The sequence below is a fragment of the Streptococcus mitis genome (genome assembly GCF_047460035.1).
Taxonomy (GTDB): domain Bacteria; phylum Bacillota; class Bacilli; order Lactobacillales; family Streptococcaceae; genus Streptococcus; species Streptococcus mitis_DW.
Genome location: NZ_JASHHB010000004.1, coordinates 108959 through 122606, shown reverse-complemented (window position 1 = coordinate 122606; position 13648 = coordinate 108959). Strand labels below are relative to the sequence as shown.

14 protein-coding genes are annotated in these 13648 nt (G+C 42.4%); 10 read left to right on the top strand and 4 right to left on the bottom strand.

Features of this window, described 5'->3' with window-relative positions; all coding sequences use genetic code 11:
* Positions 1-15 precede the first annotated feature (15 nt).
* The gene (locus QM956_RS04895) at positions 16-576 is read right to left on the bottom strand and encodes a mechanosensitive ion channel family protein (RefSeq protein ID WP_001154851.1); all 561 of its coding nucleotides are present in this window, start codon (positions 574-576) and stop codon (positions 16-18) included.
* A 151-nt stretch (positions 577-727) separates the two neighbouring features.
* Between QM956_RS04895 and sstT the strand changes: the two genes are divergently transcribed.
* Together sstT and QM956_RS04885 are read left to right on the top strand one after the other, a co-directional pair.
* The gene (gene sstT / locus QM956_RS04890; RefSeq protein WP_414302281.1) at positions 728-1933 is read left to right on the top strand and encodes a serine/threonine transporter SstT; all 1206 of its coding nucleotides are present in this window, start codon (positions 728-730) and stop codon (positions 1931-1933) included.
* Positions 1934-2000: 67 nt separating this feature from the next.
* Positions 2001-2954 (top strand): aromatic acid exporter family protein, encoded by a 954-nt coding sequence (locus QM956_RS04885; RefSeq protein WP_261221839.1) that lies wholly within the window; start codon positions 2001-2003, stop codon positions 2952-2954.
* Between the two features lie 453 nt (positions 2955-3407).
* Here QM956_RS04885 and QM956_RS04880 read toward each other — a convergent pair whose 3' ends face one another.
* On the bottom strand, positions 3408-4952 hold the full coding sequence (locus tag QM956_RS04880; protein ID WP_033685454.1) for a peptide chain release factor 3: 1545 nt from the start codon (positions 4950-4952) through the stop codon (positions 3408-3410).
* Between the two features lie 213 nt (positions 4953-5165).
* On the opposite strand from QM956_RS04880, the gene gatC reads away from it, so the two are divergent.
* From gatC to nusB, 8 genes are all read left to right on the top strand, one after another.
* Positions 5166-5468, top strand: coding sequence for an Asp-tRNA(Asn)/Glu-tRNA(Gln) amidotransferase subunit GatC (gene gatC, locus QM956_RS04875; protein ID WP_000705419.1), 303 nt, complete (start codon positions 5166-5168; stop codon positions 5466-5468).
* Entirely contained in the window at positions 5468-6934 is a 1467-nt protein-coding gene (gene gatA, locus QM956_RS04870; protein ID WP_261117471.1) for an Asp-tRNA(Asn)/Glu-tRNA(Gln) amidotransferase subunit GatA, read from the top strand. The genes gatC and gatA overlap by 1 nt, the downstream gene beginning before the upstream one ends.
* Positions 6934-8379, top strand: coding sequence for an Asp-tRNA(Asn)/Glu-tRNA(Gln) amidotransferase subunit GatB (gatB, locus tag QM956_RS04865; RefSeq protein ID WP_261020340.1), 1446 nt, complete (start codon positions 6934-6936; stop codon positions 8377-8379). Before gatA ends, gatB begins: the two co-directional genes overlap by 1 nt.
* 43 nt (positions 8380-8422) lie before the next feature.
* Entirely contained in the window at positions 8423-8818 is a 396-nt protein-coding gene (locus QM956_RS04860; RefSeq protein WP_261020338.1) for a hypothetical protein, read from the top strand.
* A 300-nt stretch (positions 8819-9118) separates the two neighbouring features.
* The gene (locus QM956_RS04855) at positions 9119-10162 is read left to right on the top strand and encodes a 2,3-butanediol dehydrogenase (protein WP_261020336.1); all 1044 of its coding nucleotides are present in this window, start codon (positions 9119-9121) and stop codon (positions 10160-10162) included.
* A gap of 223 nt (positions 10163-10385) precedes the next feature.
* Complete coding sequence (gene efp / locus QM956_RS04850) at positions 10386-10946, top strand: elongation factor P (protein ID WP_000568643.1); 561 nt, start codon at positions 10386-10388, stop codon at positions 10944-10946.
* A gap of 21 nt (positions 10947-10967) precedes the next feature.
* Positions 10968-11357: an Asp23/Gls24 family envelope stress response protein gene (locus tag QM956_RS04845; protein ID WP_261020335.1), complete on the top strand. Its 390-nt coding sequence runs from the start codon at positions 10968-10970 to the stop codon at positions 11355-11357.
* Positions 11350-11775, top strand: coding sequence for a transcription antitermination factor NusB (gene nusB, locus QM956_RS04840; RefSeq protein WP_060627635.1), 426 nt, complete (start codon positions 11350-11352; stop codon positions 11773-11775). Before QM956_RS04845 ends, nusB begins: the two co-directional genes overlap by 8 nt.
* A gap of 220 nt (positions 11776-11995) precedes the next feature.
* Here nusB and QM956_RS04835 read toward each other — a convergent pair whose 3' ends face one another.
* Both QM956_RS04835 and accD read right to left on the bottom strand, forming a co-directional pair.
* Positions 11996-12763: an acetyl-CoA carboxylase carboxyl transferase subunit alpha gene (locus QM956_RS04835; RefSeq protein ID WP_261020334.1), complete on the bottom strand. Its 768-nt coding sequence runs from the start codon at positions 12761-12763 to the stop codon at positions 11996-11998.
* On the bottom strand, positions 12760-13626 hold the full coding sequence (gene accD / locus QM956_RS04830; protein ID WP_261020333.1) for an acetyl-CoA carboxylase, carboxyltransferase subunit beta: 867 nt from the start codon (positions 13624-13626) through the stop codon (positions 12760-12762). The genes QM956_RS04835 and accD overlap by 4 nt, the downstream gene beginning before the upstream one ends.
* Between the last annotated feature and the right edge of the window lie 22 nt (positions 13627-13648).

Genomic DNA, 13648 nt, shown 5'->3' with positions numbered 1-13648 from the left:
CTTAAAATAACAGGTCTAGTCTGTGCGTGAGAAATTGCTGACGACGGTGATATTCCGATTGGGAACGAAGTGCAGAACCTGATCTTCTCCTCTGAGTTGCGTTGTTCGAATGCCGACACTGACAACCTTGCCCGATACGGTAATAGGACCATTTGTCAAAACGACCTCATCTCCCACATCCAGTTGACGTTCAAAGAGGATGAAAAAGCCATTGATGACATCAGATAGAAAGCCTTGGGCTCCCATTCCAATAGCCACCCCAGCAATCCCAGCCCCTGCCAGCAAACTAGAAACTGGCAAACCTAAAATCGACAAAATGCAGTAAAGTAAAAAGAAATAAAGGGTATAATTAAACACATTCTCTAATAAACGTGAGATGGTTTTCTGACGCCCGACATCATGACGAGACATTTTTAGAGAAGGTTTGACAATTCTCTGCACCATGGTATGGAGCAATTTCTTGGCTATATAAAAGAGTAAAAATAAGAATAAAAGAGAAAGTAACTTGGTTAAGATATTTTCAATAATCGTTGTTATATCAAGCTTATTGAGGTAGGTTTGAATAAATTCTTGCATAGAAAACTCCTTTCATTTATTATACCATACTTTCACAAGTGATGAATCTCCATAAATATTCAAAAATAATAGCTGAAATAGACAGAAAATTCTTGATTTTAGCTCATATTTATACTATAATCATAAACATTACACAACAAAGGAGATTGTTATGAAAAAAATCATTCATGCTTGGAATAAGGCAAGCCTAATCAAACGGATTTTGATTGGCATGCTTATTGGAGGAACCCTAGGACTGACACTTCCTAACATTTCAGGAATTGGCCTTCTAGGAGATCTCTTTGTTGGTGGCCTTAAAGCCATCGCACCAATTCTGGTATTTGCCCTCGTTGCTAACGCCCTTTCCCAACATCAAAAGGGCCAAGATAGCAACATGAAAACGGTTATCTTCCTTTACTTGGTAGGAACCTTTGCCGCTGCACTTGTTGCTGTCCTAGCAAGTTTCATCGTACCTGTTGAAATTACCCTAAATAGTGCTAATACCGATATCGCACCACCAGATGGAATTGGCCAGGTCCTCAGCAATCTCTTGCTCAAACTGGTTGACAATCCAGTCAATGCCCTCGTTACTGCTAACTACATCGGTATCTTATCTTGGGCAGTTGTTTTCGGGATTGCTATGAGAGAGGCCAGCAAAAATAGTAAAGAATTGCTGAAAACTATGGCTGATGTGACTTCTAAGATTGTCGAATGGATCATCAATCTAGCTCCATTTGGTATCCTTGGTCTTGTCTTCAAAACCATCTCTGATAAGGGAATCGGAAGCCTAGCTAACTACGGAATCTTGCTTGCCCTCTTGGTGACAACTATGTTCTTTGTCGCTCTGGTTGTCAATCCATTGATTGCCTTCCTCTTTATGAAGAGAAACCCTTATCCCCTCGTTTGGAAATGTTTGCGTGTCAGCGGTGTTACAGCCTTCTTCACTCGTAGTTCTGCGGCTAACATCCCTGTCAATATGAAACTTTGCCACGACCTCGGTCTGGATCCAGATACCTATTCTGTTTCTATCCCACTTGGTTCTACTATCAACATGGCAGGGGCAGCGATTACTATTAACGTTTTAACCCTTGCTGCAGTAAATACTCTTGGAATCCCTGTTGACTTTGCCACAGCCTTTGTCCTCAGTGTAGTAGCAGCAATCTCAGCCTGTGGTGCTTCTGGTATTGCCGGAGGATCCCTCCTTCTTATCCCAGTTGCTTGTAGCCTTTTTGGTATTTCTAACGATATTGCCATGCAAGTTGTCGGTGTTGGATTTGTGATTGGTGTCATTCAAGACTCATGTGAAACAGCCCTTAACTCTTCAACAGATGTCCTCTTTACTGCTGTTGCCGAATACGCAGCAGCCCGTAAAAAATAACTCATAAAGACAAGCCTGCTCAGGTCTTGTCTTTTCCGCTTTAATTTTAGCTTATTAGGAAATTCTTATGTCTATTAGCCAACGTACGACCAAGCTCATCTTAGCTACCTGTCTTGCCTGCCTTCTTGCTTATTTTCTCAATCTCTCCTCAGCTGTCTCGGCTGGAATCATCGCCCTCTTGAGCCTATCCGACACCCGTAGAAGTACCTTAAAATTGGCCCGCAATCGCCTCTTTTCCATGCTTCTAGCTTTGGTTATCGGAGTTCTGGCTTTTCACTTGAGCGGATTTCATATCTGGAGCCTTGGCCTCTATCTGGCTCTTTATGTTCCCCTAGCCTACAAGATGGGCTGGGAAATTGGTATCACGCCAAGTAGCGTTTTGGTTAGCCATCTCTTGGTACAAGAGTCAACCTCCCCAGAGCTTCTAGTCAATGAATTCCTTCTCTTTGCTATCGGCACAGGATTTGCCTTACTGGTTAATCTCTACATGCCTTCACGAGAAGAGGAAATTCATCACTACCACACCTTGGTAGAAGAAAAGTTAAAAGATATTCTCCAGCGCTTCAAATATTATTTATCCAGAGGGGATGGACGCAACCGAGCACAGTTGGTTGAAGAATTGGACACCCTTTTGGAAGAAGCCCTCAGACTGGTCTATTTGGATCACTCAGACCACCTCTTTCACCAGACTGATTACCACATTCACTACTTTGAGATGAGACAGCGGCAAAGTCGCATCCTGCGAAACATGGCCCAGCACATCAACACCTGTCACCTAGCTGCCAGTGAGAGCCTGATTTTGGCCCAACTCTTTTCAAAAATTGCTGGTCAACTGAGCCAGACCAATCCTGCTTCTGATTTGCTAGATGAAATTGAACGTTATCTAGAAGTCTTCCGTAATCGCAGTCTGCCCAAGACAAGAGAAGAATTTGAAACCCGTGCAACCCTTCTTCAACTCCTACGCGAGGCCAAAACCTTCATCCAAGTAAAAGTTGACTTTTACCAAAAATATGGACAGTAAAAAAGAAAACTTCAGACCAATCACAAAAGGTGAATATCTGAAGTTTTCTTTTATTTGTAAGTTATTACCATAAAGGTTAATAATAAAATAAATAAGGCTTAATATTCAACATCTGTTTATAGAATGCTGAGATAAAATACTGCAAACTTTGCAGTATTATTATCCACTACACGAAGTTTTGCAAATCGAGTCTATTTGCAAACGGAGTTAGTAAGGCAGTTACCCTTTTCTATCTACGACGGAAAAGTCCACGAATCGATACCATTCGTGGATTTTTCCTAGTGAAGCGTTTAGGTAAGCCGCCATAGCGGTTACCTATTATTAGATTACGACACTGAGTTTTACAAATCGATTCCATTTGTAAAACTCAGTTAGTGAGGCAGTTAGCTAATTCGCCAAATAGCGACTAGCGTCCAACAATTAGGAACTTTAGTTCCAATTGTTGGTACTGAGTCACATCTTCTCTTCCAACTCTACGTCTGGATACTTGTCCGCAAACCAGCGGAGGGCAAAGTCATTTTCAAAGAGGAAGACTGGCTGGTCAAAACGGTCTTTTGCCAAGATATTGCGACTTGATGACATCCGTTCATCCAAGTCCTCAGGCTTGATCCAGCGAACGGTCTTTTTACCCATTGGACTCATGACTACTTCCGCATTGTACTCGCCTTCCATACGATGCTTGAAGACTTCAAACTGAAGTTGACCAACAGCTCCCAGCATGTACTCGCCTGTTTGGTAATTTTTATAAAGCTGAATGGCTCCTTCTTGCACCAATTGCTCGATTCCCTTGTGGAAGGATTTTTGCTTCATGACATTCTTGGCAGAAACTTTCATGAAAATTTCAGGAGTGAAGGTTGGCAGTGGTTCAAATTCAAACTTGTTTTTTCCAACTGTCAAGGTATCCCCAACCTGATAAGTACCTGTATCGTAAACCCCGATGATATCTCCTGCCACGGCATTAGTCACATTCTCACGACTTTCAGCCATAAACTGGGTCACATTCGAAAGTTTAGCACCCTTACCAGTACGAGGGAGATTGACACTCATGCCGCGCTCAAATTCGCCTGATACGATACGAACAAAGGCAATGCGGTCACGGTGACGAGGGTCCATGTTAGCTTGGATTTTAAAGACAAATCCTGAGAAATCCTTGTCATAAGGATCCACAATTTCACCGTCCGTTTTCTTGTGTCCATGTGGTTCTGGAGCAAATTTGAGGAAGGTTTCAAGGAAGGTCTGAACACCAAAGTTAGTAAGAGCTGAACCGAAGAAGACAGGTGTCAATTCTCCAGCCAAAATAGCTTCCTCTGAAAACTCATTCCCAGCTTCATTTAAAAGCTCAATGTCATCCTTGACTTGCTCGTAGAAAGGATTGCTGCCAAAAAGCTGGTCCCCATCTTCCAGACTGGCAAAGCGCTCATCCCCTTTATAGAGCTCCAAGCGTTGGTTATAAAGGTCATACAAGCCTTCAAAAGCTTTCCCCATCCCGATAGGCCAGTTCATAGGGTAGCTAGCAATGCCCAAGACTTCTTCCAATTCTTGCAAAAGATCCAAAGGTTCACGACCGTCACGGTCGAGCTTGTTCATAAAGGTAAAGACTGGAATACCACGGTGTTTCACAACCTCAAACAATTTCTTAGTTTGGGCCTCGATACCCTTGGCAGAGTCCACCACCATGACCGCAGCATCCACCGCCATCAAGGTACGATAGGTATCTTCTGAGAAGTCCTCGTGCCCTGGCGTATCGAGGATATTCACGCGTTTTCCGTCGTAGTCAAATTGCATAACAGATGAAGTAACCGAAATCCCACGTTGCTTCTCGATATCCATCCAGTCAGACTTGGCAAAAGTCCCTGTTTTCTTTCCTTTTACCGTACCAGCCTCACGAATCTCACCACCAAAGTAAAGCAACTGCTCCGTAATGGTAGTTTTACCCGCGTCCGGGTGGGAGATGATGGCAAAGGTACGACGTTTCTTAATTTCTTCTTGAATATTCATAAGTTCTCTTTCTTTGATTCTCTATTTTTAGTTGGTTCAATAGCTAAGAATGATTTCTACATTGGATTTTACCATTCCTTTCAACACTCCATTATATCGGATTTTAGCATTTTTTTCAATTTCTATTTCTTTTCAGTTCCCCCTCCCTTATTTATAGGAAAATATGGTAAAATAGAACAGACTAAAAATCATCATTTCACGAAAGGATGCAAGATGAAAATTACGCAAGAAGAGGTAACACACGTTGCCAATCTTTCAAAATTAAGATTCTCTGAAGAAGAAACTGCTGCCTTTGCGACTACCTTGTCTAAGATTGTAGACATGGTTGAATTGCTGGGCGAAGTTGACACAACTGGTGTCGCACCTACTACAACCATGGCTGACCGCAAGACTGTACTCCGCCCTGATGTGGCCGAAGAAGGAACAGACCGTGATCGCCTGTTTAAAAATGTACCTGAAAAAGACAACTACTATATCAAGGTACCAGCTATCCTAGACGATGGAGGAGATGCCTAATGACTTTCAACAATAAAACCATTGAAGATTTGCACAATCTCCTTGTCTCTAAGGAAATTTCTGCAACTGAATTAACACAAGCTACACTTGAAGATATCAAGTCTCGTGAAACAGCTATCAACGCTTTCGTTACCATCGCTGAGGAGCAAGCTCTTGCTCAAGCCAAAGCTATTGACCAAGCTGGAATTGACGCTGATAATGTCCTTTCAGGAATTCCGCTTGCTGTTAAGGATAACATCTCTACAGACGGTATTCTCACAACTGCTGCCTCAAAAATGCTCTACAACTACGAGCCTATCTTTGATGCGACAGCCATTTCCAATGCAAAGGCTAAAGGCATGATTGTCGTTGGGAAAACCAACATGGACGAGTTTGCCATGGGTGGTTCAGGTGAAACTTCACACTACGGAGCCACTAAAAACGCTTGGGACCACAGCAAGGTTCCTGGTGGCTCATCAAGTGGTTCTGCTGCAGCTGTAGCTTCAGGACAAGTTCGCTTGTCACTTGGTTCTGATACTGGTGGTTCTATCCGCCAACCTGCTGCCTTCAACGGGATTGTTGGTCTCAAACCAACCTACGGGACAGTTTCTCGTTTCGGTCTCATTGCCTTCGGTAGCTCATTAGACCAAATCGGACCTTTCGCACCAACTGTTAAGGAAAATGCCCTCTTGCTTAACGCTATTGCTAGCGAAGATGCCAAAGACTCTACTTCTGCTCCTGTCCGCATTGCCGACTTTACTTCAAAAATCGGCCAAGACATCAAGGGCATGAAAATTGCTTTGCCTAAGGAATACCTTGGTGAAGGAATTGACCCAGAGGTTAAAGAAACCATTCTGAATGCGGCCAAACACTTTGAAAAGCTTGGTGCTATCGTCGAAGAAGTCAGCCTTCCTCACTCTAAATACGGTGTTGCCGTTTACTATATTATCGCTTCATCAGAAGCTTCATCAAACTTGCAACGTTTTGACGGTATTCGTTACGGCTACCGCGCAGAGGATGCGACTAATCTTGATGAAATCTATGTAAACAGCCGTAGCCAAGGTTTCGGCGAAGAAGTAAAACGTCGTATCATGCTTGGAACATTCAGCCTTTCATCAGGTTACTACGATGCCTATTACAAGAAAGCTGGTCAAGTTCGTACCCTTATCATCCAAGATTTCGAAAAAGTCTTTGCGGATTATGACTTGATTTTGGGACCAACTGCTCCAAGCGTTGCCTATGACTTGGACTCACTCAACCATGACCCAGTTGCTATGTATTTGGCCGACCTCTTGACAATCCCAGTCAACTTGGCAGGTCTTCCAGGAATTTCAATTCCTGCTGGATTCTCTCAAGGTTTACCAGTCGGTCTACAATTGATTGGTCCTAAATATTCTGAAGAAACCATTTACCAAGCTGCTGCTGCCTTTGAAGCAACAACAGACTACCACAAACAACAACCTGTGATTTTTGGAGGTGACAACTAATGAACTTTGAAACAGTCATTGGACTTGAAGTCCACGTAGAGCTCAACACCAATTCAAAAATCTTCTCACCTACTTCTGCCCACTTTGGAAATGACCAAAATGCCAACACCAACGTGATTGACTGGTCTTTCCCAGGAGTTCTACCAGTTCTCAATAAAGGTGTTGTCGATGCCGGTATCAAGGCCGCTCTTGCCCTCAATATGGACATCCACAAGAAGATGCACTTTGACCGCAAGAACTACTTCTATCCTGATAATCCAAAAGCCTACCAAATTTCTCAGTTTGATGAGCCAATCGGCTATAATGGCTGGATTGAAGTCGAGCTAGAAGACGGTACAACTAAAAAAATCGGTATTGAACGCGCCCACCTAGAAGAAGATGCTGGTAAAAACACCCACGGTACAGATGGCTACTCTTATGTTGACCTCAACCGCCAAGGGGTGCCATTGATTGAGATTGTATCTGAAGCTGACATGCGCTCGCCAGAAGAAGCCTATGCTTATCTGACTGCTCTCAAGGAAGTCATCCAGTACGCTGGTATTTCTGACGTTAAGATGGAAGAAGGTTCGATGCGTGTGGATGCCAACATTTCGCTTCGTCCTTATGGTCAAGAAAAATTCGGTACCAAGACTGAGTTGAAAAACCTCAACTCCTTCTCAAACGTTCGTAAAGGTCTTGAGTACGAAGTCCAACGCCAGGCTGAAATTCTTCGCTCAGGTGGTCAAATTCGCCAAGAAACACGCCGTTACGATGAAGCTAACAAAGCAACCATCCTCATGCGTGTCAAGGAAGGGGCTGCAGACTACCGCTACTTCCCAGAACCAGACCTACCACTCTTTGAAATCTCAGACGAGTGGATTGAGGAAATGCGTACTGAATTGCCAGAGTTTCCAAAAGAACGCCGTGCGCGCTACGTATCTGACCTTGGCTTGTCAGACTACGATGCTAGCCAGTTGACTGCAAACAAGGTCACTTCTGACTTCTTTGAAAAAGCTGTTGCCCTTGGCGGTGATGCTAAGCAAGTCTCTAACTGGCTCCAAGGTGAAGTCGCTCAGTTCTTGAACGCCGAAGGCAAGACACTGGAACAAATCGAATTGACACCAGAAAACTTGGTTGAAATGATTGCCATCATCGAAGACGGCACTATCTCGTCTAAGATTGCCAAGAAAGTCTTTGTCCACCTGGCTAAAAATGGCGGGAGTGCGCGTGAATACGTGGAAAAAGCAGGCATGGTGCAAATCTCAGATCCAGAAATCTTGATCCCAATCATCCACCAAGTCTTTGCGGATAATGAAGCAGCCGTTGCCGACTTCAAGTCAGGCAAACGCAACGCAGACAAGGCCTTCACAGGATTCCTTATGAAGGCAACCAAAGGACAAGCCAACCCACAAGTTGCCCTTAAACTCCTTGCCCAAGAATTAGCCAAGTTGAAAGAAGATGAATAATAGACTTTTTATATACCTTTTTCTAATTTAGAAAGAAGAAAAAATGAACAAATTTTTACGATTTCTATTTATCTTAGTCATCATCGCTATGTTAGGCGCTTCTATACTACAAATTTTCTTTCCATCATACATGGGAAGCCACTCCGGATACGGAATCTCTGCTGGTTGGCAACGAGAAATTGGAATATGGAACCTAGCTGTATTGATTCTTATTCTCGGTGTCAATATTAAGTACGATTGGTTCTATCTACGAATCGTGCTTCTCGCTCTCATCATCGGTGGGATTGGAATAGGAACAAATCACTTAGTCAATTTTATGGAGTATCATTCTCCTGTGAATGCTATCGGCGCTTTCGAAAATTACTTGCTAGCGACGGGGTGGATTGTAGGTTGGCTCATTGAACATCATTCCATAAAGAAGCTAACTGATAGTAAATAACACCTAATATATCTTAGATAATTTTTAAAGGTTATAAAATAGTTTAATAATTTTCAATAACCTCAATGCCAATCAAGATACTTCTAACAAACTCACTAAACAAGATGCCAAGCCAACCCACAAGTCGCCCTTAAACTACTTGCACAAGAATTAGCGAAGTTGAAAGAAGATTAATACGTAAAAGAAACCAGCCCTAAGGTTGGTTTTTTTCTTGACAAACAAATAGAAAACGTTTGCAATATTGCATGTAAAGTTTCCAAAAAAGAAAACTAAAAATCGCAACAATAAGGAGTTATTCATATGGCTACAATGAAAGCTGCTCGCTGGCATGCAGCGAAAGATGTTCGTATTCAAGAAGTAGAAGTTCCTGAAGTACTTCCGCACCAAGTAAAAGTTGCAGTTAAGTTCACAGGAATTTGTGGTACTGACCTCCACGAATTTTTAGATGGCCCTATCTTTATCCCAACAGATGAGCACGTCTATTCTGGTCAAAAAGCACCGGTGACACTGGGACATGAATTTTCTGGTGAAATCGTAGAAGTTGGAAGTGATGTTACTCGTGTGAAAGTTGGTGATCGTGTTGCTGTAGAACCAATTCTAGCTAAGAATAACTTAGTTGGTGATTATAACTTGGATCCAAACCTTAACTTTGTTGGTTTGGCTGCAGACGGTGGATTTGCCAAATATTGTGTTTTAGATGGCGACTTAGTACATGTTATTCCAGATAGCTTGAGCTATGAGCAAGCTGCTCTCACTGAGCCCGCTGCTGTTGCAGTCTATGCTGTTCGTCAATCGTCTTTGAAAGCTGGCGATACAGCTGTTGTCTTTGGTTTAGGACCAATCGGTCTGTTAATTGTAGAAGCTCTTCGTGCAGCTGGTGCTTCTAAGATTTATGCCGTTGAATTATCACCAGAACGCCAAGCCAAAGCAGAGGAATTAGGAGCTATCGTTGTACGTCCACAAGAAGGAGAAACAGTTGTTGAGGCTGTACACCGTTTGACAAATGGTGGTGCAGACGTTTCTTATGAAGTAACTGGTGTACCAGTAGTTTTGGGACAGGCTCTAGCTGCTGTACATAAGGCAGGTGAGTGTATGGTTGTCTCTATCTGGGAACGAGAAGCAAATATCAATCCAAATGAATTTGCTATCCAAGAAAAGACACTAAAAGGAATCATAGCTTATCGTCACATCTTCCCTAAAGTATTAGATTTGATGGAACAAGGCTACTTCTCTGCTGAAAAATTGGTTACTAAGAAAATTAAATTGGAAAATATCGTGGAAGAAGGCTTTATCGAATTAACTCAAGACAAGTCACAAATCAAGATTTTGGTAGAACCAGAATAAAAAATCAATCTTTTTAAGACAATACAATCAGGTCGAAGCAAGGTCGCTTCGGCCTTTTGAATATAATAAAAAACGTGGTGGATGCTCTTTCACATCAAGCACGCCACCTGACTAGGCAATATTCTTTTTTTCCCTACCATCTCCCAATAACTATTTTGGCTTTATTTCCAGAAGATTTTATGGTAAAATGAAGAGTAATAATATTTATTAAAGAGGTAAAAACATGATTGAAGCAAGCAAATTGAAAGCTGGTATGACATTTGAAACTGCAGACGGAAAATTGATCCGCGTTTTGGAAGCTAGCCACCACAAACCAGGTAAAGGGAACACAATCATGCGTATGAAATTACGTGATGTCCGTACTGGTTCTACTTTTGATACAAGCTACCGTCCAGAAGAAAAATTCGAACAAGCTATTATCGAAACTGTTCCAGCTCAATACTTGTATAAAATGGATGAAACTGCCTACTTCATGAACACTGAAACTTACGACCAATACGAAATTCCAGTCGTAAACGTTGAAAATGAATTGCTTTACATCCTTGAAAACTCTGATGTTAAAATCCAATTCTACGGAACTGAAGTAATCGGTGTAACTGTACCAACTACTGTTGAATTGACAGTTGCTGAAACACAACCATCTATCAAAGGTGCTACTGTTACAGGTTCTGGTAAACCAGCAACTATGGAAACTGGACTTGTTGTCAACGTTCCTGACTTCATCGAAGCTGGACAAAAATTGATCATCAACACTGCAGAAGGAACTTACGTTTCTCGTGCCTAATCTCTAGAAAGAGGTCATTCTATGGGAATTGTAGAACAATTTGGCGAAATCGTTATCGCTCCACGTGTACTTGAAAAAATCATTGCCATCGCAACTGCTAAAGTTGATGGTGTCCATTCATTTTCAAATAAATCCGTATCTGATACCCTATCAAAACTCTCTCTTGGTCGTGGCGTCTACTTAAAAGAAAGCAACGAAGAACTAACTGCTGACATCTATCTCTACCTTGAGTACGGTGTAAAAGTACCAAAAGTGGCTCTTGCTATTCAAAAAGCAGTAAAAGATGCTGTCCGTGATATGGCTGATGTGGAACTTGCTGCTGTCAACATCCATGTTGCAGGAATCGTTCCTGACAAGACACCAAAACCTGAGTTGAAAGATCTATTTAACGAGGACTTCCTCAATGACTAGTCCATTATTAGAATCTAGACGCGAACTTCGTAAATGCGCTTTTCAAGCTCTTATGAGTCTTGAATTCGGCACAGATATGGAAACAGCTTGTCGCTTTGCCTACACACATGACCGTGAAGATGAAGATGTACAAATTCCTGCCTTTCTTCTGAACTTGGTTTCTGGTGTTCAAGCTCAAAAAGACGAGTTAGATCAACAAATCAACCAGCACCTCAAGTCAGGCTGGACAGTTGAACGCTTGACCTTGATCGAAAAAAACTTACTACGCTTGGGTATCTTTGAAATCACTTCATTTGATACACCTCAGCTGGTAGCAGTCAATGAAGCCATTGAACTTGCCAAGAATTTTTCAGATCAAAAATCAGCCCGCTTTATCAACGGACTGCTTAGTCAATTCGTAACTGAAGAAAATGAATAATCAAAAAGGTGTTTGGTATTCCCAAGCACCTTTTGACTTTCTCATCAACACAGAAAGATCCACATAAAAACTAGAACTGACTACCAGTTCTAGTTTTTTGCATGTTCTAAAGAATTATACTCAATGAAAATCAAAGAGCAAACTAGGAAGCTAGCCGCAGGCTGTACTTGAGTACGGCAAGGTGAAGCTGACGTGGTTTGAATTTGATTTTCGAAGAGTATTAGTATTTTCTAAATCGTTGATAACGCTCTTCCAACAACGCTTCTAACGGTTTTTGCGAAAGTCTAGCTAGCTCAACTTGAAGTTCTTTCTTTACACTCTTAATCAGTTCTTTACTAGAAAGTCCTGCTTCAGAAATCACCTTATCCACCACATCCATTTCTAGCAGCTCATGCGAAGTGATTTTCATCAGTTCTGCTGCTTCCATGGCACGACTACCGTCCTTCCATAGAATGGAAGCAAATCCTTCTGGACTGAGAATAGCATAGATAGAATTTTCCAGCATCCAGACACGGTCTGCGACTGCTAGAGCCAGAGCACCACCTGAACCACCTTCACCGATAATGATAGCGATAATAGGAACTTTCAAGTCACTCATTTCCATGAGATTGCGAGCAATAGCTTCTCCTTGTCCACGTTCTTCCGCTCCCACACCAGGATAGGCACCTGCTGTATTGATAAAGGTCACTACTGGACGGCCAAACTTTTCAGCCTGTTTCATCAAACGCAAGGCCTTGCGGTAGCCTTCTGGATGCGGTTGTCCAAAATTCCGCTTGAGGTTGTCTTGCAAACTCTTTCCCTTTTGGATACCAACCACTGTTACAGCTTGGTCTCCAAGCCAGCCGATACCACCAACAACTGCACCATCATCTCTAAAAGAACGGTCACCATGTAATTGGATAAATTCATCAAAAATGCCTGTCGCAAAGTCCAAGGTTGTCAAGCGACTCTGCTCACGCGCTTCTCTGACTATTTTTGCAATATTCATCTAGGACTCCCTCCGTGCAATCTGACTAGGCTAGCAATGGTATCTGGCAAGTCTCTTCTTTTAACGATAGCATCCACAAAGCCATGTTCTAATAGGAATTCTGCCTTTTGGAAATCATCAGGCAAGCTTTCACGAACCGTATTTTCAATGACACGACGTCCAGCAAAACCAACCAAACTTTGTGGTTCAGCCAGAATGATATCGCCTTCCATAGCGAAAGAAGCTGTCACACCACCAGTCGTTGGATCTGTCAAAATGGTTAGGTAAAAGAGGCCTGCATTTGAATGGCGTTTAATTGCTGCGGAAATCTTGGCCATTTGCATGAGACTCATGATTCCTTCCTGCATACGGGCTCCACCAGAGGCTGTGAAGAGAACAACTGGCAATTGTTCAACCGTCGCATACTCAAACAAACGAGTGATTTTTTCCCCTACAACTGTACCCATAGAAGCCATGATAAAGTTGGAATCCATAATCCCAAGAGCCACAGTCTGACCTTTAATAAGAGCTGTTCCAGTCACAACGGCTTCATCCAGACCTGTTTTTTCACGCATAGCTGCTAGTTTCTTTTGGTAACCAGGGAAATGCAAGGGATCCTTACTTTCAATCCCTGTAAACAATTCTTTGAAAGTCCCCATATCAATCGTCAAAGCCAAGCGTTCTTGGGCAGAAATACGAAAGGTATAGCTACAGTGCGGACAGATACGCTCACTTCCCAGATCCTTCTGGTAAATGGTATGCTTACAACCCGGACACTGGGAGAATAATTCATCTGGAACCTCTGGCTTGGCTTGAGGTTTTTCCCTAACCGAACGATTGGGATTAATTCGAATATACTTATCTTTTTTACTAAATAGAGCCATTGATTCCCCTTTTCGGTTTAAA

Bases quoted from the DNA above. Each gene is read 5' to 3' on its own strand.
- QM956_RS04895 (WP_001154851.1), bottom strand. From the start codon at position 576: ATGCAAGAATTTATTCAAACCTACCTCAATAAGCTTGATATAACAACG.
- sstT (WP_414302281.1), top strand. From the start codon at position 728: ATGAAAAAAATCATTCATGCTTGGAATAAGGCAAGCCTAATCAAACGG.
- QM956_RS04885 (WP_261221839.1), top strand. From the start codon at position 2,001: ATGTCTATTAGCCAACGTACGACCAAGCTCATCTTAGCTACCTGTCTT.
- QM956_RS04880 (WP_033685454.1), bottom strand. From the start codon at position 4,952: ATGAATATTCAAGAAGAAATTAAGAAACGTCGTACCTTTGCCATCATC.
- gatC (WP_000705419.1), top strand. From the start codon at position 5,166: ATGAAAATTACGCAAGAAGAGGTAACACACGTTGCCAATCTTTCAAAA.
- gatA (WP_261117471.1), top strand. From the start codon at position 5,468: ATGACTTTCAACAATAAAACCATTGAAGATTTGCACAATCTCCTTGTC.
- gatB (WP_261020340.1), top strand. From the start codon at position 6,934: ATGAACTTTGAAACAGTCATTGGACTTGAAGTCCACGTAGAGCTCAAC.
- QM956_RS04860 (WP_261020338.1), top strand. From the start codon at position 8,423: ATGAACAAATTTTTACGATTTCTATTTATCTTAGTCATCATCGCTATG.
- QM956_RS04855 (WP_261020336.1), top strand. From the start codon at position 9,119: ATGGCTACAATGAAAGCTGCTCGCTGGCATGCAGCGAAAGATGTTCGT.
- efp (WP_000568643.1), top strand. From the start codon at position 10,386: ATGATTGAAGCAAGCAAATTGAAAGCTGGTATGACATTTGAAACTGCA.
- QM956_RS04845 (WP_261020335.1), top strand. From the start codon at position 10,968: ATGGGAATTGTAGAACAATTTGGCGAAATCGTTATCGCTCCACGTGTA.
- nusB (WP_060627635.1), top strand. From the start codon at position 11,350: ATGACTAGTCCATTATTAGAATCTAGACGCGAACTTCGTAAATGCGCT.
- QM956_RS04835 (WP_261020334.1), bottom strand. From the start codon at position 12,763: ATGAATATTGCAAAAATAGTCAGAGAAGCGCGTGAGCAGAGTCGCTTG.
- accD (WP_261020333.1), bottom strand. From the start codon at position 13,626: ATGGCTCTATTTAGTAAAAAAGATAAGTATATTCGAATTAATCCCAAT.